Consider the following 21,731-nt stretch of genomic DNA (forward strand, 5'->3'; position numbering starts at 1 on the left):
TAATGAATCAGTAATTTATATCCTGGAAAATGCTCAAAATCATGTTCCAATCATCCCCTATTGCCCCTTTGTTCAGACCGGGGACACTCCTTGGGTAAATCTAACAGCAAGACACGTTAATTGATTCTATTTATATTACATTTAAGCGATTTCATTTACGACTCTTTTAATTTATGATAAGCGCAGAGACAAAAAATTTAATGGCCAAAGCTTTTCCTAAGTTTCGGGAAATGAAATGGAGGATTGAAGTCCTTGGGAAGCCCAAGGTTTTTTGTATCGGGAGAAATAAAACGGGCACTACATCTGTTAAAAGGGCATTTCAAGATTTAGGGTACAGGGTGGGTAAAGAAGAAATGGCGTATAAATACCTGCATGCTTATGCAAAAAGAGATTTTAAACCGATTAAAAGGTTTTGTAAAACCGCCCAGGTTTTCGAAGATATCCCATTTAGTCTGCCTTATACCTATCAGGCAATGGATGATGCCTATCTCGGGAGTAAATTTATACTGACCATTCGGGATAGTGCAGATCAGTGGGTAAAATCATTACTCAACCACCATAAAAGAAGATTTGGAAATAATGGACAGTTACCATCCAAAGATCAGTTGAAAAAGCTTTATAAAATCCCGGGTTTGAATAGGTTGGATTTTGAGAAAATTAAGTACGATACGACTGAGAATGATCTCTATGATTCAGAATTTTTGAAAGAAACTTATCATCGTCACAATGATGAAATTCTAAATTATTTCAGGCACAGAAAGAACGATTTACTTGTAATAAATCTATCTGAACCTGACTCATATCAAAGGTTTTGCGATTTTCTTGGTGAAATCCCTTTGTATAAAGAATTTCCCCACCTTAACAGATCACAAGACCTCTAGATTTTTTGTCTTTTTTCACTCCATGGTCCCTTTGAAATGAGTCACTTCTCAACTCATTATTATCTTAGAATCCTCTCAAGTGTATTTTTTATTCAATTGCTGAAAAGATTGGACCCATTGAACACAGGCATTTTTCCATGCTTCAGTATTGATAAAGAAAAGGTTTTGATTGATTTCCAGCTCAATTCCCAAGTATAAGTTCTCATTGAAGGTTTTCCTCAAATAGGTAGTAAATCCGTCAGATGCACCTTTATAGGGTTGATTCATCCGAATTCGCAACTCCGTATCTATTTGTTCCAGGAATGATTTCCAGTTAAGGCAAAGGTTTTTCTCACGAGTTCTTTTCGGATCATACAGCAATCCAATCTCAAAATCCCGGGTTTTCTTATTGAGTACAGGTGTAAATGTGTGAATACTGATATGAATAGTGGGAACACTTCTTAATGTGTTCTCATTGATAATTTCCGTCACCCTCTTTCGGTATGGAAGATAGAAATTGTTGATGATCTCTTGCTTTTCTTCTGTTGAAAGGCCTCTTGTGAATTCTGAGAATAGCTTTGGGTGGCCAAGTGATCGGTTTGGTTCAATTAAAAGGCGTGTATATGGATAAGAAATGAGCTTAACTTTTGTTTTCACGGCAAACAGTTCAGCCAGCTCAAATGCTCCGGGATCCCAGCCACGATGAGATTCTAAAACTTCATTGGCATTCCCAAAAAGGTATTCATACTCTATCGGAATCTTATTGCCGGCATGCTCACATGTAAGAATCCATTCAGGGGATGTAAGGCGTTCCATTTCTCAAACAGTCACAGAGGTTTTCGTAAACTTCAAATAGATCTTCATGATCATAATTATTGGGTAGAGTATTCAAAATTCGTCTTGCAAGCGGGCCTTCGTTGAAGATCATTTTAAGGTGATCAATAGCACCATCGGAAAATGAGTAATCTGATTTCAGAGACTCGAAAATATGAATACAGAGCTCATTTGCTGAAATTTTTTCATTATTCAATCCGAAAAGCGACAAATATTGAGAATTGGAAATCATAGCCTGTTCTCCATCTCTGACAACCGCCATTAGAATATCATATAATGAGTTTTCCGACCATTTTTTTTGATCGTCAAGTGATGTCCATATTTCATCAACCATTGCCTTTGTGAGGTTTATAATCCATTCAAGAATAGCAAGGTCGGCTGCTGGATTTTCCTGGATGTCGATTACCCGAATTTCAATTGTTTCCCGATCCCAACGAGACATTGCTCCACGCGAATTCAGCCATTCATCCTGCAGGATTCCATCGGAATCAAACGGAGAGATATCCTCGTACATCCGGTCAAAAATTTCTTTCTGATAATCTTCTTGAGTGAAGACCGCCTCCGGAACAATCAGCCCGGTTACCGAGGGAATTCGTTTGGAGTTTGTACGATACATTTCCATTCGAAAATCCAGGAACGGTTTGATTTCGCCATCGGCAATGGGAGAGCTAGCGGCGAGAGCCGGAATTAACGGCAAAACGAGTCGAACGGCGGCATGAAGTTTTTCAAAATCTTCATCACCGTGAAACGGGAGGTTCAGATGAGTACTCTGCAAATTCGCCCATCCATGACCGCGGCAATCAAAAATGCGGTTATAGGCTTCGTAGACAGGATTAAATTCATGTGGCCAGAGTTTCACTTTGAACGGATCCATCCAGGGATGAATGGCACCCGGCATAAGCCGGGCATTAAATTCAGTCAGTATTTCTTCTATTCCGCTCACCTCTTTTTGAAATGCATCAGAAGCTTCCTCAAGGCTTTCTGCAGGCCCGTTTGTTTTGATCTCGATGAGATGAAGCACCAGCTCATTACTCCAAGCCATGGACCCGCGATCGTACTCACTGATAATTTCACCGGCGGCTTTTTTAAGAAGTTTATCAGAAATGGGAAGGGCACTTAACTCAGAATTACTGACAATGATATACTCCATCTCAATTCCATAACCTTCGAAAAGATGAAGAGGACGTTTCTTTTGGATCTTCATAATCAGTTCCTTTTCTTCTTCAATTCAACCCGGCGCAGGAATTCATCCATTATGGCTTGGTATAACTTATCTTTCAAAATTGCGTCCTCGCACCCTGAGTCGATGCTTGGGTTGTCGTTCACTTCAATTACATAAACTTTGCCGTTCACCTCTTTCACATCCACACCATATAGGCCGTTTCCAATCAAATTGGCTGCTTTGAGGGCATTTTTTACGACTTGTTCGGGCATCTCTTCAATTGCCAATGTATCCGCATTTCCGGAGTAGGTTTTTCCTCCTTCCGTACGCTCATAAATTTGCCAGTGTTTACGCGCCATATGATATCGACATCCGTAAAGAGGTTCGCCGTTCAGAATTCCAACCCGCCAGTCGAACGTTGTAGGAATAAATTTTTGGACGATCAGCAGATCTGATTTGTCGAACAGTTTTTTTGATTGCTCATCGAACTCGGCATTGTCATTCACCTTTACCACTCCATGTGAAAACGAACTGTCGGGTTGTTTCAGAATGCATGGAAATCCCATTTTCTCAGGAACCAATTCGATGGTTTCCGGGCTGATAATGAGCGTTTGCGGTGCCGGTATTTGATGCTTTGTCAGCAGTTCAGCAAGATATACTTTATTGGTACACATCAGGATCGATTCCGGGTCGTCTATCACAACAAGGCCTTCAGCGGCGGCTTTTCGAGCCATTCGGTAAGTGTGGTGCATCACGCTGGTGGTTTCACGGATAAAGAGGGCATCAAATTCGTTGATTCGAGAATAATCATCTTTGGTGATCAGTTCAGTGCGGAAATCAATGGATTCGGCTGCACGGATGAAGCGCTGAATAGCTTTTTCATCAGACGGCGGTAGTTCTTCATTCGGGTTTACGAGAATAGCCAGGTCGTAGCGGGCGTCTTTTTTGGGAGTAACCGAGTATCTTTTCTTAAAAAACTCCTGCGCCATTTGTGTGACGAACGGTCTGTGTTCGTCGGGAACATCATTGGCGGCAATTGCCTGGATATTCTTTAGAATCCATTCCTGGTCTTTTTTAGCAAATTCGGCACGCAAAAAAGGGGCCTGAAACTGGTTAAACAGTTTTTGTGCCAGCCGATCATATCGCTTGGCCAGGTTTTTGCCGAAATAGATACTCAACGTAAACGTTTCGGCATGAATTGGTTTTAGATTTTTTTGAATCAATTGATTCAGTTCATCCGAAACAATACGAATGATCGACTGCGACTTGATATCCTGGATAGCCAATACATTCGGGAAGGGTTTATGTCCGCGGGCGTTCGCCAAGAGTGAAACATAATAACCAATTGACTGATAGCGATAACTCCGGCAGAGATTATAGATCTTTAAATTTTTTCGGGTTGAAAATTCAGGTTCCGTGATGTACGATTTTGCGGCAATTACATCAACTCCGGGAATTTCCAGGGGCCAGTTTTTTGGGTTGTTTACAACAATAATATGATCCATGAGGGAGCTGTCTTAAGGAGTAATAATGATAAGATTCGCGTCGTATGTTACAATTCCAAGTAAAATGGCATTCATCACACGGTCAATATTCATTTTATAGAGTTGTCCTTCCTTCAGTGGATTTTTTATGATTGGGTCAGCGATAAATACTTCTCTTGTCTTTGAATCATATCCGTGGAGAAGAACAAAATGCCCGGAAGGTTCTCCGCGCAGATCGTCATAGTCCATATTTGGGCCAAACTCTCTTGCACTTTTGTAAAGATATGTTGCGCTGAGTCCAACCATTATGGGTTGTTCATTTTGGAGGTATTTTGTGATAACATTGGAACGTAGGTCTTTGAATTTGACCTTCCCACCCAGGTGCAGGAAATCAAGGTAAGCACTTGCAGCGGTTTGAAGTTTTGGGTCTTTTTTGAAGACCATCTGTTTTTGGAGTCTCTCGATCAAAAAGTCAGAATCTTTATCAAACCAAGTTGGATCAAATACCTGAAGATTGTAGGAATAGATTGTTGTATTGTAACCACGATTAAGTGCGTGAACGGCCAAGAGTGCGCCCAGTGTTCCTCCATCTTTAAGATGATGAACCTCATTTATAATCGTGTTTAGTTCAATTGAGTCACCATAGAACTGGTACAGTGTATGCAAGCAGGTAGCCCCGCAGGTCGTTTCGTTCGGTTGTGGTTTTATAGGAATTGATAACAATTTTTAAAGTCCTCTCTGATGTAACGGGAAAAGAGTTGAAATGAGTAACAAAAATAAGATGAAAAAACGAGATTTCATCTATATTCAGATATTATTTATTCAGATGGGCTATACAAACTCATTTTTACCTGCCTTCCAGCCCGACCAAAGTTTAATGAAAGCTACCAGGAAAAGGAAGAGAAGAGGAACCGTCCAATTTTGGGTGAGGTCAAAAAAAGCACCAAACAGAACCGGGCCAACAGCTGCTATTGTATAACCAATGGACTGCGACATTCCCGAGAGTTCATTTGCCGAATCTGAATCACGGCTTCGCAGTAAAATAAAGAATAGTGCTAGACCAAAACTTCCACCGAGGCAAAATCCGAGAATTGCCGACCAGATAGCTACAAACAAAATAGATGACTGGAACACTAATCCAATAATACTCACCATCTCAAAAAATGCAATCCAGAAAACAAGAGTTTGTTGGTTTGTTTTTTTTGATGCCATGGGAGGAATTGCAAACGTACCCAAAACGCCTACTCCGTGCATAATGGAAAGCATCCAGCCTGCATGCGAAGGTGTCATCCCGCGATCGATTAAAATTTCAGGTAACCAGGCAGTAAGAGTGTAAAATGTAAGAGACTGAAGGCCCACAAAAACTGCGATGTGCCATGCAAGTGCAGAGGTTCCCAAATCCCGCAGAGAGGAACGGAAAGACTTTCTCATGATGACGGGCATATTTACCTTCAATTGTGGGAGCCATGCAAAGAATGCCAGTGCAGATAATATTCCCCAGCTCGCCAATGTCCATCGCCATCCTAAACCTGCACCTTCAGAAAGAGGTATGCTTACTCCGGATGCAATCGTAGCCCCCACGCCCAGCATGGATGAGTAAATACCCGTCATTAAACCGGCTTTTTGAGGAAATTGTTTTTTTACGATTCCCGGCAGCAATACGTTTCCAAGTGCTATACCGATTCCCAATATCAGCGTTCCACCAAAAAGCGCCAGGTGAGCGGGGATGACTCTCAGAAAAATTCCAATTGTAAGAATAGACAACGCAAATGCCATGGTTCCCTCTGTTCCCATTTTTCGAGTGAACAGTGGTGTGAGAACTGAAAATATTCCAAAAGCCAAAACCGGCAGTGTCGTGAGTAGTCCGATCAGGCTGTTTGAGAGCCCGGTGCTCATCCTGATCTCAGTCACCAAAGGACCAACCGCAGTTAATGAGGGCCTCAGGTTCAGAGAGATTAGAATTATTACAAGTATCAGTAAGTATTTCTTTTTTTGATCGGTAGACATTCGCCTGTATTTAATAAGCATACAAATTACAAAGAATCCACTTGCAGATAAGGAAAATCTTTATCGATGCGGAGACTTATCTTCAATTATGAAATACAGGATTTGCGACATTAATTTACGATTCAAAGCATTTTTTTAAGATCTTGAATTCATGAAAGATTCAATTTTACTACCATCATTTATCTTATTCTATAGCATCTGTTTTTTGTGGATCCCAGGTTGTTCATCCACTTCAAACTCTGTTGAAAATGTGCCCCGTCAGGTATTGCTTTCAAGTTCGGAAGCTTTGATGATTGAGGGGCGTACAATTACACTCTCTGCTACTTTAACCAGGGATTATGTCCCAAACTCTGCAGAGGATGAAAGTCCGTTGATTGCAAGAATAGAAATTGTAGCATCAAAGGGTGAGGTGTTGCCTGAAGGCCTGAATACGGACGCTGTTTGGGTAATGGTTGATGAGCAGGTTTGGGGATCATCTTATTCCGGTGAACAACTTAAAGATGACAAAACCCGAATTGTTAAAATTGCAAATGAAGGACCGAATTTTGGAATCGGAAAAAAGGCAGTGGTCATCGTTCGCATCCGTAATAATGGTTCCACATACTTGTTAAGGGCCAACAACCAGGAGATAGAGCGGGCAAATTAATGGCAGTGCGAATGGATTTTGGTAAGTAGATCATTGCACTTGCCATAGTTTATTCTTCTTTACTGTATTCCGAATTGTTTACAATACGTACAATTCCTAATTTTGAGTTTAAAGTCACCCTGAGGTAATTTTTGAAACAAGCCAAAATCATGTCGGAAGAGGATGTTAATCGTACCTACCTGCGGTTCGCATATCAATTCCTGGAACCTCACGATAATCCATCCGAGCCTGCAGTGATTGGAATGCAGACCAGAGGGGTTTACATCGGACGTCGAATTGTGAGCATTATTGAAGATATCAGCGGCAGCAAGCCCGATTTCGGAGTTTTGGATGTTACATTTTATCGGGATGATTTTCGATCGAAGCTTAAAATGCCGGAAGTAAAAATCACTGAAATCCCCTTTGACCTCTATAATCGGGACGTCATTTTAGTGGATGATGTTCTCTATACCGGTCGTACTGTTCGCTCCGCGATGGACGCTTTGATGGATTATGGTAGGCCCAGAAGTATAAAGTTTTGCTGTATGATCGATCGTGGACACAGAGAGTTACCAATTCGATCAGATTATGTTGGCCTCACGGTTCCAACCCATGCTGATGAAGAGGTCCAGGTGAAAGTAAAAGAGCTCGACGGAGAAGATGCAGTTTATGTTCTGAAGGGAAGGGGGACGGATGCCTGAAACCACAGATTATAGCTTCAATCAAAAGCATCTTCTGGGTTTAGCCGATTATAGTAAAGAGGATATTGAATATGTTCTCGAACAAGCCAAAACATTTCGCGAAGTTTTAGACCGGCCGGTCCCCAAGGTTCCCACACTGAGGGATAAAACAATCGTGAACCTCTTTTACGAGAACAGTACACGAACCCGCTTATCTTTTGAACTTGCCCAAAAGCGTATGGGGGCCGATGTTGTAAATTTCTCCACAAGCTCCTCGAGTACTAAAAAGGGAGAATCGCTAAAAGATACGATCCGAAATATCAGTTCAATGAAAATTGATATGGTGGTTGTTCGTCACGAAAGCCCGGGCGTTCCTCATTTTTTAACAAGATGTGTGGACGCTGCCATTTTAAATGCCGGTGACGGTGCTCATGAGCATCCAACCCAGGCCCTGCTGGATATGTTTACAATTCAACAGGAATTGGGGGCGGTTGAAGGTAAAAAGATCGCAATTATTGGTGATATAACTCATAGTCGCGTGGTTCGGTCGAATATTATTGGTATGAAAAAATTGGGAGCCGAGGTTACTATCTGCGGGCCAAAATCTCTGATGCCAAATCATGTTAATGCACTTGGAGCAAATGTATCATACAATCTTGAAGAAACACTCCAGTGGTGTGATGTGGCGATGGCACTTCGAATACAGTTGGAACGAATTGAAGGATCTACGGATCTGTTCCCCAGTCTTCGGGAGTATCACCAGCTATTCGGAATTCGAATGGATCACCTTGAAAAATATCCTCAGTTTACTGTTATGCATCCGGGGCCCATTAACCGGGGCGTAGAGATGGAAAGTGAAGTAGCGGACAGCGACAGGGCTGTAATATTAGACCAGGTTACGAACGGACTGGCGGTCAGAATGGCGATTCTATATTTACTCAGTGGTGGTGTAAGAATTTAAATCCCTCTTCTTTCTTCTTAAACCACGAATAACAACTTAAACTTACATCAACCTTTTTTATTGGTTAACGTAGAAAAGGTCTGCAAAAGTTATTATTTTGACTGCCATTCAAATTTTGACCGTTAGTCAGTATGGAGAAAAAACTTACCAGGAAAGAGCGAGAACGCAACGCCCGTAAAGAGCTTATTATCGATGTAACCGAAAAGATCATTGAAGAGCGGGGTTTTGAGAATATTACGATGGATGAAATTGCTGAGAAAGCGGAAATGGGGAAAGGTTCTCTCTATCTCTATTTCAAAAACAAGAATTCAATTTTTTTGGCCATTTGTGATCGTGGATCCAAGGTTTTGACTCAAGCTATGAGCCAGGTTCTTGCAAAGGATATTACAGGTTTGGAAATGGTTGAGAAATTGGGGCAGACTTATTTCGAATTTATTACCAATAACCCATTGTATTTTAATGCCTTCAATTATTATGAGGGTTTGAGGAATCGTGATGCTTTGCCTGAAGGGCCTATGGCTGAGAAATGTGAAGAAAATGCGCGGCAGGCTATGACGTATATTGTGCGTTCTCTGCAAATAGGTATGCAGGATGGAAGTATCGATTCAACATTTGATCCAAAACAACTCGGCCTGATTATCTGGGGTGCCTCTAAGGGAATCGTCCATATGGCGTTTATGAAACAGAAAGAGGACCACATGGCAGTTCTCGACGATATCGATTTCAGCCTCGAATCACTGATTGCCACATTCATGCAGTTGGTTGGACAGGGGATGAGAAATTATGACTACCAGTCAGAAAATGTGTAACAATGATATGAACCGTTCGTAATAAGTATCTGTTTAAATAAGATTTTTGAATAAATAAGGACATGCAGCTAACAAAGAATCAACTAAAAAGACTTTTCGTAACCACTCTTATTCTCTGTTTAGGGACATTTCAGGAGGCTTTCTCGCAAGATATAAAGGTTGAATTACCTGAGAATAATGAACTAACTATAGACCAGGTAATTAAACTTTCAGTTGTAAACAATCCGGAAGTGAAGCGGGCAATATTATCCGTTGAAAATGCAGATGAACAGGTAAAACTGGCATGGAGTGAAGTATTGCCGGATGTAACAAGCTCAGCTTCATTTACACGGAATATTGAGATCCCGGTAAACTTTGTGCCGGCTACATTTTTTGATCCCAATGCAGACCCGGATGAATTAGTACCCCTGCAATTTGGTACTGATAACAATTGGCAAGGTGGAATTACAGTTTCACAAAATATTTTTCGGGGTGAGGCAATTGTTGGAATAAGCAGTTCAAGTGTATTTAAATCGGTGCAGGAGGAAGCTCTGAGGTCAACTATTCAGCAGATTATCACCCAGTCCAGGAAAGGATTTCATGCGGTTTTGATTGCTGAAGAACAGTTGCGTTTGCAAGAAGCAACAATTGAACGGATCGAAGAAAATCTTGAAGAAAACCGATCAAGATATGAGGCCGGGTTGATTGAGGAATACGACGTACTGCGCCTTGAAGTTCAACTGGCCAACCAACAACCGCAACTGAAAGATGCTCAACTTTCAGTTGAAGAAGCCTATCGAAATCTAAAAGAGTTGATGGCTCTCCCTCTGGATTTGCCATTGGAGATTGTTGGAAGTCTGAGTGAGTATCAAATCAACAATCCCGCGGAAGGAGGCAATGAAAATGAAACGATTTACAATTTAGTAGAAGCTACCCCACTCCCGATGCTTAACGAGGGCGAGGCTTTAGATGTAATGAGGAACAAACGGGGCGATTTAAGGGTTCTGGAAGTTCAGCAGAGCCTGAAAGACCGAGAAATCAGGGCAATTAAGAGTCGTTTTTTACCAACTGTCACCGCAGATTATAATCTTCAATGGACAGCAGCCCAACCAGGCACCCCCAGGCCTTTTGAAAGTGCGGTTAGGTTTCAAACGCTAATGGTGAATGTGAGTGTTCCAATTTTTACCGGTTTTGAGAGAATGGCAAACCTGAATATCGCACAGATTGAGAAAAGAGACCTTGAGGTACAGGAATGGGCGGCTGAAAAGACCGCGCTTAATGAATATGAAACAACTTTAGAGCGTTTGAGAAATCTTGAGGAGACTGCTAACGCCAGAAGGCAGGCAGTAGATCAGGCTCAGCGCGGATACGAGATTGCCGTAAATCGATATGAAAACGGAGTGGGGTCGCAACTTGAGGTGACCGAAGCAGAACTTCAGGTACGTGAGGCTGAACTAAATTATGCACTCTCCGTAGCAGATTATCTGAATTCGAAGGCAGACTTTGATTTAGCTATCGGCATGGTACCAATGATTGACGAAACTGAATACGAATTTTAAAACGGATCAAAACTACTAACAATGAAAAATATTCAAACAGCAATAATAGTAATCTTTGCTTTCGGGTTTTTATATGCCTGCGAGACAGAAACTGCCGAGGTTGAACAGGCTGTAAAAACAGTAAATGTGGAAACACAGAAAGTGGAGCCTGAAATTTTTGAGAGTTATCTGCAACAGGTGGGTATGGTAACTACAAACCGTGATGTACGTGTCTCTTCAGAGGTAAGCGGCCGGATTGTGAACCTTAATAAAGAAGAAGGTGAGCAGGTACAAGAAGGCGAAACAGTTATTAAAGTTGATGACCGAAAACTGCAGCAAGAACTCAATCGATTACAGGCCACAACATCTCAGTCAAAAGAAAATTATGAGCGCCTGAAGCGTTTGTACGAAGAGCAGGATATTGGCTCTGAAATAGATTACCTGAACGCTAAATATGCGTATGAGCAAAATTTGGCTGCTTTGGAATCAATACGGGTTGATCTTGAAAACACATCGATATCTGCACCATTTACCGGTATTTTAGAAACTGTATTGACCGAAGTGGGTGAGATGGTTTCACCCGGTACACCGGTTTTCAGACTCATCAGCAGGCAAAGTAAAAAGGTAGAACTCGGTGTTCCTGCACGATTTGCCGGTTCAGTTGATTTAGGTGATATGGCAGAAGTTTGGTTCGATTATGATACCGAAACCAGGTACCAGCTTCCCGTAACCTTTATCGGAAACACAATTGATCCTATGAACCGAACATTCACCGTTGAAATTGATCTGCCAGCTGAATTGAACCAGGTAAAAATTGATATGATCGCGAATGTACGACTTCGTACAGAACGGATTGAAGATGCTATAGTGGTCGGAGAAGAGTATGTATTCCAAAAAGGCGGAAACAATGTAGTATATGTTTCTTCGCAGGATGAGCAGGGTAACCCAATTGCTGTAGAACGGGTTGTGAGCCTGGGGTCAGCTTATGGAAATAATATTGTGATACGCAACGGCCTTGCCACAGGTGATGAGTTGGTGACTGTAGGTGCATCGTATCTGCAGGACGGCTCCAGAATTGTGAATGTTGAAGATGAGCAATCTCAGATGGTTGCCGAACAAGAAAGTGAGTAGAATTTAGCTATGAGCAAAGATCTAAACAGTAGTCCTATCAAAAAATCGATGGCCCCGGCGGAAGACCGAAAAGAGTTTGGCCTTAGTTCATTTTCCATCAACAACAGGGTAAGTGTACTCGTAATGGTGGTTTTGATTGCCATTTTGGGGGTTCAGTCGTATATGTCCATCCCAAAAGAGGCTCAGCCAGATATTACAATTCCAAATATTATTGTGATTACACTCTATCCGGGTGTGAGTCCGGTGGATATGGAAAGTTTAATTACCCGAAAGCTGGAAGAGGAGCTTGCAACAATCTCTGATATTAAGGAGATGACTTCGACCACTACCGAGGGATATTCAAGTATCAACCTGGAGTTTAATACAGATGTAAATATTGATGAAGCGCTGCAAAAGGTTCGTGAAAAAGTAGATTTGGCAAAACCGGAACTCCCCTCTGCTGCTGAAGATCCGATTATACAGGAGATTAATGTATCTGAATTTCCAATAATGCAGGTGAATGTTTCGGGCTCGTACGGCCTGGATGATCTGAAAATTGTTGCCGAAGATCTGCAGGATCGCATTGAAATGATCCCGCAAGTATTGGAAGTCAACCTGGCCGGTGGTATAGAGAAAGAAGTTCAGGTGGATGTAGATCTCCAGATGCTTAAATACTACGGAGTGTCGATGGGCGATATCATCTTAGCCATTCAGAATGAGAATGTGACCATTCCTGCAGGGACAGTAGATGTGGGAAATAAGAAATTCCTGATGAGAGTTCCGGGCGAGTATGACAGCCCCGCACCAATCGAAGATATTGTAATAGATGCACCTAATGATGCACCGATCTACATCAGGGATGTGGCTGATGTTCGATTCACTCAAAAAGAGAGAGAATCGTATGCTTATTTGAATGGCGATCCTGTAATTACACTGTCTGTAACTAAGAGAACAGGTACGAATATTATTGAAGCGGCACAAAGCGTGCGAAACATCATCGACCAACGGCTACCCGGAATGCCACCCACTACAAATGTGAAAATTACCTCCGACATGAGTGAGGAGATCAACATGATGGTGAGCAGCCTGGAGAATAACATCATCTCAGGCCTGTTTCTTGTAGTAGGTGTGCTGCTTTTTTTCCTGGGGGTTCGAAATGCATCCTTTGTGGGTATCTCAATTCCATTGTCGATGTTTATATCGTTCATTGTGCTTCAGGCTTCGGGAATCACGATGAATATGATTGTCCTGTTCTCCCTGATTCTTGCACTGGGGATGTTGGTGGATAATGCGATTGTAGTCGTAGAAAATATATTCAGGTATCTCGAGGAAGGATACGATAATTTTGAAGCTGCAAAAAAAGGGACCGGTGAGGTTGCTCTGCCGATTATATCGGGAACCATGACCACATTGGCGGCTTTTCTGCCCATTGCTTTCTGGCCCGGAATTGTAGGTGATTTCATGTCGTATCTGCCAATTACGCTGATCATCACATTAAGTAGTTCGCTGTTTGTAGGGTTGGTCATTAATCCAGTATTGTGTGCTGTATTTATGAAGCTGGAAACAGGTGAGGGTAACAGAAAGGTAACTCTAACGAAAAAAGGAAAGTGGGCATTAAGAATTATTGGAGCGGTACTTCTTGGAATGCTTCTTGTTGGAAACCCAATTTTTTGGGGAATGGCCATTATTCTCGGAGCGATCTTATTCCTCAGTTTCAAGTATTTCATGAAGCCGATAAGTTTATGGTGGCAGACAAGAGGACTGAATAAAGTTCTTAACTACTACGAATCTACACTTAAATGGTCTCTCGGACATCGATTTACAGTACTTGGAATTTCATTCTTTGTTCTGATTTCAAGCTTTGTGGTATTTGGAGTTTTTAATCAGGGGGTTGAATTCTTTCCTGAAGATATCCCTCCCAAGCGAGTGTACGTTCAGATTGAAACTCCAGCCGGAACAAATGTAGAATTTACCCGGCAGATTGCACAAGAACTGGAATCCCGTTTGGATCAACTGGATAATTACCGGGATGTTGAGACTATCGTAAATACGCCGGGAGCTCCCGTTTCAAGCGGAATGGATATGAGCGGCGGTAATACAGCTAACAGGGGTACGATTGTCCTTAGTTTTGTAGATTATAATGAGCGAGTTGGAAGCACATTTGATTCGATTGAACAACTGCGAGAAATTCTTCCAGCAGGAATTGCGGGTGCTGAAATTACAGTAGAGAGACAACAAGATGGTCCTCCTACAGGGAAACCGATCAATCTTGAGATTGTAGGTCAGGACCTGGAACAGCTCGATTCAATCTCCCAGGAAATTCTCAGTATCCTGGAAAATGATCCTATTTATGGAAAACTGGATGGACTTGAGACTGATCTGCCTGAGCCTCGTCCTCAAACCAGGATAACTGTAGATAGAGAAAAAGCTGCCATATACGGCGTTAACACAAGCAGTGTCGGGAATACAATCCGGCAGGCTATTAACGGTGTAGAAGCCTCTCAATACAGGGAAGGTAATGATGAGTACGATATCATTGTTCGCCTTGCTAAGAAGTACCGTGAAGACTTAAGTACGCTTAACAACCTAACGGTTATGGGCGAAGAAGGCCGCCAGATCCCACTTTCTGAAATTGCTGAATGGCATGTTGAGGAAGGGTATGGAGGTATCCGGCGGATTGATCAAGATCGTGTAGTTTCCGTTCAAGCCGATGTGCGAAGTAATTTCAACAGCAATGCAGTACTTGCCGAGGCACAGCAATTGCTGGAACCTCACTTGCAGAACCTTCCAAGTGGTGTAACAACATCTTGGACAGGACAAAACGAGGAACAGGATGAGGCCCAGGAATTTTTGACGAACGCATTTTTAATAGCCCTGGCACTGATGGCATTCATTCTCATATCACAATTTAATTCCGTTGCAAAACCATTTATTGTGTTGACATCGGTTATCATGTCGATATCTGGTGTTTTGTACGGGTTAATTGTTTTTCAGATGCCATTTGGTATCATCATGACGGGTATCGGTGTGATTTCTTTAGCTGGTGTAGTCGTTAACAATGCCATTGTGATGATCGATTATATCGATATCCTGAGATCAAGAGATAAAATGAACCTTTACGATGCATTGGTTCAGGGTGGGCTAGTTCGTTTTCGGCCAGTAATTTTAACGGCGATAACAACAACACTGGGACTTGTTCCACTTGCCATTGGGTTTAACCTCGATTTCATCGTGTTGGCAAATGAACCGATGCTATTCTTGAACAATATTGGTGAATATGTATACTGGGGCGGTGTCCAGGCAGCGTGGTGGAGTGGAATGGCAATAGCTGTCATTTGTGGTTTAATGTTCGCCACCTTTTTAACATTGATACTCGTTCCGGTGTTATATTACATCATTGAAGAAGCACGCAGAGGTACAAATAAATACTTCTTTGATACAGTAAACCCTGCAATTATTATCGATCACAGTGATGTGATAAAGCAAAACGGATTACCAAAAACAAAAGAACAAGAACAAGAGAAAGAATACCATCACTAAAATTCGCATTGGACTGGCAGTTGAACTCCCATTGAGAGTGGTAACTGCCAGTCCATTTCTTTATTTTTGAGTGAAAATCTAAACCAACTTTACAGATTTGATCCAACGTCCACAGACTGTTTACTTGATTATTGCGGCAATTCTAAACCTCACCGTATTCTTTAATTCAATTTACAGCCAGGCAATGGCCGATCCTGCTGAATGGATTGGGTATGGACTGGCGATCTCTTTAACGCTCTCACTGTTGATAGCATTAGGATCTGTGTTTGTATACAAAAATCGGCCTGTGCAATTAAAAATCGTTAAAATTGCCACTTACATCCAGATAGTGGCATTGGGATTTGGATCGGGAGTTCTCTTTTCATTAGGCGGATTTGGTACATTTCTTTGGCAAGAAACTATCGGCATAGCATTGATTACAGTTGCTTTGGCGATGTACTGGCTTGCGGGCCGGGGCATCAAAAAAGATGAAGAGTTGGTTAAATCTATGGACCGCATACGGTAACTTCTTTTGAACTTCACTAAGAGATCTCGTCTTCCGAGCCTGAGAGGACTCATATTCCTGTTCTTTGGGTTAGTATCATTTGGATTTGCACCGATCCTGGTACGTTTTGGGACCGATGTAGAGCCCCTGGTTCTTGCCGCACTGCGAACTGCTTTTGCGGTTACTTTATTGATGCCATTCTGGATGTCAAAAGGCCTGTCCGTAAAAAATCTTAAAAAGAATGGAGTCCATCTTTTGTGGTTGGTTGGGGCAGGTATCTGTCTTGGTCTGCATTTCACCCTTTGGATTGCTTCTTTACACTATACATCCGTTGCATCAGCATCTGTACTGGTCACGATTCATCCGGTGATTTTAATTATTGCCGAGAGCTTATTGTTTAAAAGATCATTTCGGCCGCTGGTATGGATTGGAGTCTTTGTAGCATTTGGAGGATCGGCTTTTCTTGGAATTGCCGATAAAACACTTGCTGAGCAGTTTCCAAACGCTCTGCTTGGTAACGGTCTTGCTTTTTCAGCGGCTATTATATTTGTGATTTATTTTTTAATCGGCCGAAAAATTCGGCAGCATTCAGAATGGATTGATTATGTGTTTCACGTCTACCTTTATGCAGCATTAACCTGCGTTATTTTGTCGTTCATTTGGATTGGCGGTATACCGGTTGTAACAGCATCATCCATAGTCGTAGGTTTGGCATTAGCTGTTGGTCCCACTATCCTGGGTCATGGATCCATGAATTACGCAGTGAAATATGTTTCTCCCACACTTCTATCCACACTTATTTTATCTGAAGCAGTTTTTGCAGCAATTGCCGCCTATTTCATATTTGGCGAAATCCCCTCTCTTTTATCCATAATCGCAATGATTACAATTATTTGTGGTGTATCATTAACGTGGTCTAAGAGGCTTAAAAAGAAGAATAAATAACTATTTAAACTAACCCGGAAGGTTGAATTTTTGTTCATTCAAAACAAAACTGCTAATTTGAACGTAGAGATAGAGGTTAAAAATGGAACAAAGATTTTTTTAAAGCATTTAAGTTCTGGTTAATCAGTTGTTTCTGTCCGGCAAATGATTTGCAAAGTAACTGCGTTATATAGATTGATTTAAAATAGTTGAAGGTTGCGTTAACATATTTTTCGGATTTTATAAATAACGACCTTCATTAAACAGGAACGAACCTGTATTTCATGATTCAAAAATCCCCGTTTGTCACCAAAGAGATCAAGAGATTATTTATAATCTCGTTGCTTATCTCGTCCGTGACCCTTTCTTGCACAAAAGATTCCGATAGATCCAATAATTCTTCGGAATCTAACCCTATCACTGTTTTTGAGCCGGTAGACCGCGATTTCGATGACATTAAAGAGAGCGGTGTACTCCGGATGATTACATTTTACAGCTCAAATACCTATTTCTTGAATCAAGGGATTGAAGTAGGGTTTGAATATGAATTACTCAAAGAGTTTGCAAGGGAGAATGATCTCGCCGTAGAGGTAATTATTGTCGGTGCCGAGGAAAATCCATTTGATCTTCTGAATAAAGGGATTGGAGATGTAATTGCAGCGAATTACACCATAACACCGGAAAGAAGAGAGGTGGCAAAATTTACACGCCCATACAATATTGTTGATCAGATGGTCGTCTATTCTTCAGAATTAAGGGATAGGCCACAAACTCTTGATGAACTTTCTGAATCAGGGATCCCTATCTCTGTACGTCGTAATAGTTCGTACTACTCACGATTAATGGAGTTGAATGAAGAGGAGTACAATTTCAATATTGATCCAATATCAGATGGTATGGATACCGAGGCAGCTTTATTCCAGGTGGCCGAAGGCAATTTAGTTGCAACTGTGTCTGATGATAATATGTACAACTCCTCAAACCGATATATGGAAGGGTTATACCCCGGCCCGGTAGTTGCAGAGTCTGATACGATCGCTTGGGCTATTCGAAGTAACGCAACAGAACTGGAATCGAAAATGAACCGGTACCTGTATAAACATTTTCGATTTTCAGAGGATAAGGATGAACCACGCAGGTCAACTTTCCTGAATGTGCTCAGAAAAAAATACTTTGAGCAAAGCAGACAGATGGCCCAATATTATAATCCGGAGTGGCAATACCAATCGATGGGGGTCATTTCTCCTTATGATGAGATGATTCGAACAGTTGCAGATTCGATAGATATTGATTGGCTGATGCTAACGGCTATGATTGCACAGGAGTCGAGCTTCAACCCCAATAGTAAGAGTTGGGCCGGCGCAGTTGGTTTAATGCAGATCATGCCTCAATTTGTCGATTCTACTGCGTATGAGAACTACCAGGAACTATACGATCCTATGACAAATATCAGGTTGGGTGCAGGGATCATTAAAGAACATATAGAACACTACTCATACATTGACAGCACCGAACAGCAGTGGGCTTTTGCACTTGCCACCTATAATGTGGGGCCAGGGCACATGGCTGATGCACGTCGTTTGACAATCGACCAGAATAAAAATCCAAATGACTGGGATGCAGTTTCCGGGTCGTTAATTAAACTGATGCAACGGCGTCACTATCAAAAAGCCCGGTATGGGTTTGCACGTGGTATTGAACCGGTGCAGTATGTTGAAGAGATTATGAACCGGTACCGAACGTACCAGGCAATTCTTGCGCTTACTGAACAACAGCAGGCCGCCGGGTTTACAAATGTTTTAGGGCCTACATTTAATCGCTAAGTTCTTTCGCCCTGATGATCAGGAGAGTCAGATCGTCAAATAGTTTTTGATTTGAAAAAGCAAGTACTTCTTGCACAATTGCATCTAAGATCTCCTCTGATGATTTATCCCTGTTTTTTAAAATGCATTTCTTCAGCCGCGTAGTGCCGAATTCCTCTTCTTCGTTGTTCATCGCTTCATTTACGCCATCCGTATAAGATATTAGAAGATCATTTGGGTTGAGCTGGACATCTGCTTGCTCATAAGGTGCCATGGTTTCTATCGCTCCAAGTAACAATCCACCTACAGACAGTTCTTCAAATCTATCAGAGTTTTTCCGGAGCAGAAGAGGTGGATTGTGCCCGGCATTTACGTACCGGAGAATTTTATGTGTACTCAGATATTTTCCCCAGAAAAAAGTGATAAATTTATCAGAGGGTGTATTTTTGTAGATCAGGTTGTTGATCCGTTCAGTTGCCTCTGAAAGTGTAATATCAACCGGAAGTAAAACGTGCAACATTGATTGTAAATTCGCCATCAAAAGAGCAGCAGGGACGCCTTTCCCGGTTACGTCGGCAATTGCCAAAATTGTATTTCCATCGGGTGTCCTTGCTACATCAAAATAATCTCCTCCTACTTCTCGCGATGAGATTGTTCGGGCAGCCAGATCAACGCCATTCACTTCTGGAATAGGATCGGGCAGTAACCCTTCCTGAATAGATTTTGCAATGGATAACTCCTCCTCCATTCTCTCTTTATCAATCCGCTCTTCAAGGAAATAGGTTTTTTGAATTGAGATAACTGCAAGGTTTGCCAACGATTTCAGGAAATTAAAATCAGTTTCAGTATAGGGTACTTTATTGGCTCGTTCACCAACCCCAATGATGGCCACTTTTTCGTTTTGGACTGAGATACTGATTAAAGCGGCGATGTTATTTTCATAAATCCAGGGATAATCATTCGCAAAACGCTCATCAACTTCTATTACATCATCTTCTGTAGTTTTAAAAATATGTTCAATTTGTGAAGGGTCCGGTTGTTTTTTGAGTCCGCTTGAAGTTAGTAAACTTATTTCATCCTGGTTTTTATAGATAAGAAAAAACGTTCGGATAAAAAGCTGCCCTAATAGCGCGAATTTAAAAATCCGTGAAATTTTTTCACGATCCACTAACAGATTAAACTCTTTCGAAAGGTCAAACAGTGTATTTAATTCATGAATGCGCCTATCCAGATTTCGATACGTATTTGTAAGCTCGGTAAAAAGTTGAGAATTGACGAGTGCAGCCGTTGAGATGATACAAAGCCCTTCAATAAACTCAAGTTCATGTTCTTGAAAAGCTTCTTTGTTTGCTTTTCCGCCAAGAAATAAAATTCCGTGATGGTTGTTGTTTGTGCGGAGATTGAAAAATAAGCTGTTGCCTACATCGACAAGTAATTTCTTTATCGATGCATCTGCTTTTTCTGCTATAAAATAGGCAACCTCTTTGCACTCCTCTTTACCCAGAATTTTATATTGCTTTTCTTCTTCGAGTTTGGGCAGGCCCTTCGACTTTTTTAGAGTGTAGGAATTTGTTCGAGAGTCATAGATAAAAATTGCCGCACGCGGGACGAGTAATCGTCCCATAAGAATTAGCAGAAGATTGTTGATGATGAATTCACTATTACGTGATTCAACAAGTATTCGACTGGTTTCGAGAACTGTTTTTAGTTCAAATTTCGACTCAAGCTCACTGTTTTTGTCGGATTGATCCACGCTTCCCTGTCAATTTTTGTTCTTGCACATTCGAAGTACATTTTTGCGATTCTTTGCGTGATAGGTAACTTCGTCCATTAACTTTCGCATTAAATAGACGCCCATTCCCCCTCCCTTTTTTCTCTCAATCTGTTTCTGGAGATTCGGCTTTTTATATTTTTCTACATCAAAACCAATACCGTGATCGGTGAGCGTTACAATCATTTTATCATCATCAAATTCAAGATTTATGATTACAACCTGTTCTGAATCATTATTATATGCATGTTTTATGATATTCGTGTAAGCTTCATCTACAGCGAGTTGAATATCTGCAACTTTTTGCGCAGAAAAGCCCTGTTCTTTTGCATGTTCGGATACAAAGTTCCTAATTGCAGACAGATTCTGCGTAGAGGCATTCACCCTTTTTTGATATGTGGTAGCCTTATCCAATTAAGATGCTAATTTTCATTTAAAAATTTCTCTACGGCCTCGCTTTCATTTTCAAGGATATCATAGAGAGTAGGAAAGCCGAGAAGATCGAACACATTGTAAACTTTATCATTCATGTTAGTGAGCTTTATATCTCCGCCAATACCTCGTACGTCTTCTATATATGCCATAAAAACCCCGAGCCCGGCACTGGCTATATAATCCAACTCACTAAAGTTTACGATAATATTACATTTTTGGTTATTGATAAGACGTTTTAGTGAATCTTCGAGCTGGGATGCAGTATGAGCGTCTAACTCTCCATAAAGATCTAATACCTCAAGGCCGCTTTTTGTACGGTGGTCAATTTTAAAATTTTTCATTTACTCAATGGGCTTAAATTGAAGTGATGGAATATATCTAAAATAGGATTAAGAGGAATAGACCGAAAATAAGAATACGAATTGAAGATAGGGAGGTTGCAGCAAAAAAATAGGGTATCGTACGTATCCGGTACGATACCCTGACTATTCATCAAGAGAGACGCTACTTGAGCGCAATCCATATTACCAAAAAAGATGCACAAACCACAATCTTTAATTGAAACAATAGGTTGAATCATTGAAAACCGGTCTTTTCTCCTACTACTTTTTACCTACTTAATATCTTAAAAATAACTTCACTTGGTGTTTCTTCAAAGGTTCTTCGCACCAAACTTTGTTGAAATTAAAAAAGCCATCACATTTTAAGTGTGATGGCTTTTAAAAA

The 21,731-nt window shown here is 41.3% G+C and carries 19 protein-coding genes; 11 read left to right on the forward strand and 8 right to left on the reverse strand.

Annotated features, from left to right (window positions below):
- Window positions 1-200: 200 nt before the first annotated feature.
- Window positions 201-881, forward strand: a complete 681-nt coding sequence (locus L6773_RS03795) for a sulfotransferase (RefSeq protein ID WP_237852524.1) — start codon at window positions 201-203, stop codon at window positions 879-881.
- Window positions 882-956: 75 nt separating this feature from the next.
- Here the strand turns inward: L6773_RS03795 and L6773_RS03800 are convergent, their stop codons facing one another.
- The 5 genes from L6773_RS03800 to L6773_RS03820 all read right to left on the reverse strand — a co-directional run bounded on the left by L6773_RS03800 (window position 957) and on the right by L6773_RS03820 (window position 6,347).
- Window positions 957-1,676 (reverse strand): N-formylglutamate amidohydrolase, encoded by a 720-nt coding sequence (locus tag L6773_RS03800; protein ID WP_237852525.1) that lies wholly within the window; start codon window positions 1,674-1,676, stop codon window positions 957-959.
- Window positions 1,654-2,898: a carboxylate-amine ligase gene (locus L6773_RS03805; RefSeq protein WP_237852526.1), complete on the reverse strand. Its 1,245-nt coding sequence runs from the start codon at window positions 2,896-2,898 to the stop codon at window positions 1,654-1,656. Before L6773_RS03805 ends, L6773_RS03800 begins: the two co-directional genes overlap by 23 nt.
- A 2-nt stretch (window positions 2,899-2,900) precedes the next feature.
- A complete protein-coding gene (locus L6773_RS03810) occupies window positions 2,901-4,361 on the reverse strand; it encodes a RimK family ATP-grasp domain-containing protein (protein ID WP_237852527.1) in 1,461 nt (486 codons plus the stop codon).
- A 12-nt stretch (window positions 4,362-4,373) separates the two neighbouring features.
- The gene (locus L6773_RS03815) at window positions 4,374-5,063 is read right to left on the reverse strand and encodes a C39 family peptidase (protein WP_255727694.1); all 690 of its coding nucleotides are present in this window, start codon (window positions 5,061-5,063) and stop codon (window positions 4,374-4,376) included.
- Between the two features lie 108 nt (window positions 5,064-5,171).
- Window positions 5,172-6,347 (reverse strand): CynX/NimT family MFS transporter, encoded by a 1,176-nt coding sequence (locus tag L6773_RS03820; RefSeq protein WP_237852529.1) that lies wholly within the window; start codon window positions 6,345-6,347, stop codon window positions 5,172-5,174.
- A gap of 151 nt (window positions 6,348-6,498) precedes the next feature.
- Here L6773_RS03820 and L6773_RS03825 point away from each other — a divergent pair, with 151 nt between their 5' ends.
- From L6773_RS03825 to L6773_RS03870, 10 genes are all read left to right on the forward strand, one after another.
- Complete coding sequence (locus L6773_RS03825; RefSeq protein ID WP_237852530.1) at window positions 6,499-6,993, forward strand: hypothetical protein; 495 nt, start codon at window positions 6,499-6,501, stop codon at window positions 6,991-6,993.
- Between the two features lie 131 nt (window positions 6,994-7,124).
- Window positions 7,125-7,673: a bifunctional pyr operon transcriptional regulator/uracil phosphoribosyltransferase PyrR gene (gene pyrR, locus L6773_RS03830; protein ID WP_255727695.1), complete on the forward strand. Its 549-nt coding sequence runs from the start codon at window positions 7,125-7,127 to the stop codon at window positions 7,671-7,673.
- The gene (locus tag L6773_RS03835) at window positions 7,666-8,613 is read left to right on the forward strand and encodes an aspartate carbamoyltransferase catalytic subunit (protein WP_237852532.1); all 948 of its coding nucleotides are present in this window, start codon (window positions 7,666-7,668) and stop codon (window positions 8,611-8,613) included. Before pyrR ends, L6773_RS03835 begins: the two co-directional genes overlap by 8 nt.
- A 131-nt stretch (window positions 8,614-8,744) precedes the next feature.
- The gene (locus L6773_RS03840; RefSeq protein WP_237852533.1) at window positions 8,745-9,422 is read left to right on the forward strand and encodes a TetR/AcrR family transcriptional regulator; all 678 of its coding nucleotides are present in this window, start codon (window positions 8,745-8,747) and stop codon (window positions 9,420-9,422) included.
- 62 nt (window positions 9,423-9,484) lie between these two features.
- Window positions 9,485-10,960 carry a TolC family protein gene (locus tag L6773_RS03845; RefSeq protein ID WP_237852534.1) on the forward strand — a complete coding sequence of 492 codons (1,476 nt, stop codon included), beginning with the start codon at window positions 9,485-9,487 and terminating at the stop codon, window positions 10,958-10,960.
- 21 nt (window positions 10,961-10,981) lie between these two features.
- The gene (locus L6773_RS03850; protein ID WP_237852535.1) at window positions 10,982-12,070 is read left to right on the forward strand and encodes an efflux RND transporter periplasmic adaptor subunit; all 1,089 of its coding nucleotides are present in this window, start codon (window positions 10,982-10,984) and stop codon (window positions 12,068-12,070) included.
- A gap of 9 nt (window positions 12,071-12,079) precedes the next feature.
- A complete protein-coding gene (locus tag L6773_RS03855) occupies window positions 12,080-15,589 on the forward strand; it encodes an efflux RND transporter permease subunit (protein ID WP_237852536.1) in 3,510 nt (1,169 codons plus the stop codon).
- Window positions 15,590-15,686: 97 nt separating this feature from the next.
- A complete protein-coding gene (locus L6773_RS03860; protein WP_237852537.1) occupies window positions 15,687-16,094 on the forward strand; it encodes a DUF4293 domain-containing protein in 408 nt (135 codons plus the stop codon).
- Window positions 16,095-16,100: 6 nt separating this feature from the next.
- Entirely contained in the window at window positions 16,101-17,018 is a 918-nt protein-coding gene (locus tag L6773_RS03865) for a DMT family transporter (protein ID WP_237852538.1), read from the forward strand.
- 263 nt (window positions 17,019-17,281) lie between these two features.
- Entirely contained in the window at window positions 17,282-18,820 is a 1,539-nt protein-coding gene (locus tag L6773_RS03870; RefSeq protein ID WP_237852539.1) for an MltF family protein, read from the forward strand.
- On the opposite strand, the gene L6773_RS21685 is transcribed toward L6773_RS03870, so the two are convergent.
- Genes L6773_RS21685 through L6773_RS03885 form a run of 3 tightly spaced genes read right to left on the reverse strand, consistent with a single transcriptional unit; the run spans window position 18,810 to window position 21,346 of the window.
- Window positions 18,810-20,552 (reverse strand): PP2C family protein-serine/threonine phosphatase, encoded by a 1,743-nt coding sequence (locus L6773_RS21685; RefSeq protein WP_237852540.1) that lies wholly within the window; start codon window positions 20,550-20,552, stop codon window positions 18,810-18,812. The two genes, L6773_RS03870 and L6773_RS21685, sit on opposite strands and share 11 nt — an antisense overlap.
- A 9-nt stretch (window positions 20,553-20,561) precedes the next feature.
- Window positions 20,562-20,984: an ATP-binding protein gene (locus L6773_RS03880; protein WP_237852541.1), complete on the reverse strand. Its 423-nt coding sequence runs from the start codon at window positions 20,982-20,984 to the stop codon at window positions 20,562-20,564.
- Window positions 20,985-20,992: 8 nt separating this feature from the next.
- A complete protein-coding gene (locus tag L6773_RS03885; protein WP_237852542.1) occupies window positions 20,993-21,346 on the reverse strand; it encodes an STAS domain-containing protein in 354 nt (117 codons plus the stop codon).
- Window positions 21,347-21,731 lie beyond the last annotated feature (385 nt).

The sequence above is a fragment of the Rhodohalobacter sulfatireducens genome (genome assembly GCF_022012475.1).
In the GTDB taxonomy this organism is placed as follows: Bacteria; Bacteroidota; Rhodothermia; order Balneolales; family Balneolaceae; genus Rhodohalobacter; species Rhodohalobacter sulfatireducens.

Coding starts and splice junctions, on each gene's coding strand:
- L6773_RS03795 (WP_237852524.1), top strand. CDS start 201: ATGGCCAAAGCTTTTCCTAAGTTTCGGGAAATGAAATGGAGGATTGAA.
- L6773_RS03800 (WP_237852525.1), bottom strand. CDS start 1,676: ATGGAACGCCTTACATCCCCTGAATGGATTCTTACATGTGAGCATGCC.
- L6773_RS03805 (WP_237852526.1), bottom strand. CDS start 2,898: ATGAAGATCCAAAAGAAACGTCCTCTTCATCTTTTCGAAGGTTATGGA.
- L6773_RS03810 (WP_237852527.1), bottom strand. CDS start 4,361: ATGGATCATATTATTGTTGTAAACAACCCAAAAAACTGGCCCCTGGAA.
- L6773_RS03820 (WP_237852529.1), bottom strand. CDS start 6,347: ATGTCTACCGATCAAAAAAAGAAATACTTACTGATACTTGTAATAATT.
- L6773_RS03825 (WP_237852530.1), top strand. CDS start 6,499: ATGAAAGATTCAATTTTACTACCATCATTTATCTTATTCTATAGCATC.
- L6773_RS03835 (WP_237852532.1), top strand. CDS start 7,666: ATGCCTGAAACCACAGATTATAGCTTCAATCAAAAGCATCTTCTGGGT.
- L6773_RS03840 (WP_237852533.1), top strand. CDS start 8,745: ATGGAGAAAAAACTTACCAGGAAAGAGCGAGAACGCAACGCCCGTAAA.
- L6773_RS03845 (WP_237852534.1), top strand. CDS start 9,485: ATGCAGCTAACAAAGAATCAACTAAAAAGACTTTTCGTAACCACTCTT.
- L6773_RS03850 (WP_237852535.1), top strand. CDS start 10,982: ATGAAAAATATTCAAACAGCAATAATAGTAATCTTTGCTTTCGGGTTT.
- L6773_RS03855 (WP_237852536.1), top strand. CDS start 12,080: ATGAGCAAAGATCTAAACAGTAGTCCTATCAAAAAATCGATGGCCCCG.
- L6773_RS03870 (WP_237852539.1), top strand. CDS start 17,282: ATGATTCAAAAATCCCCGTTTGTCACCAAAGAGATCAAGAGATTATTT.
- L6773_RS03885 (WP_237852542.1), bottom strand. CDS start 21,346: ATGAAAAATTTTAAAATTGACCACCGTACAAAAAGCGGCCTTGAGGTA.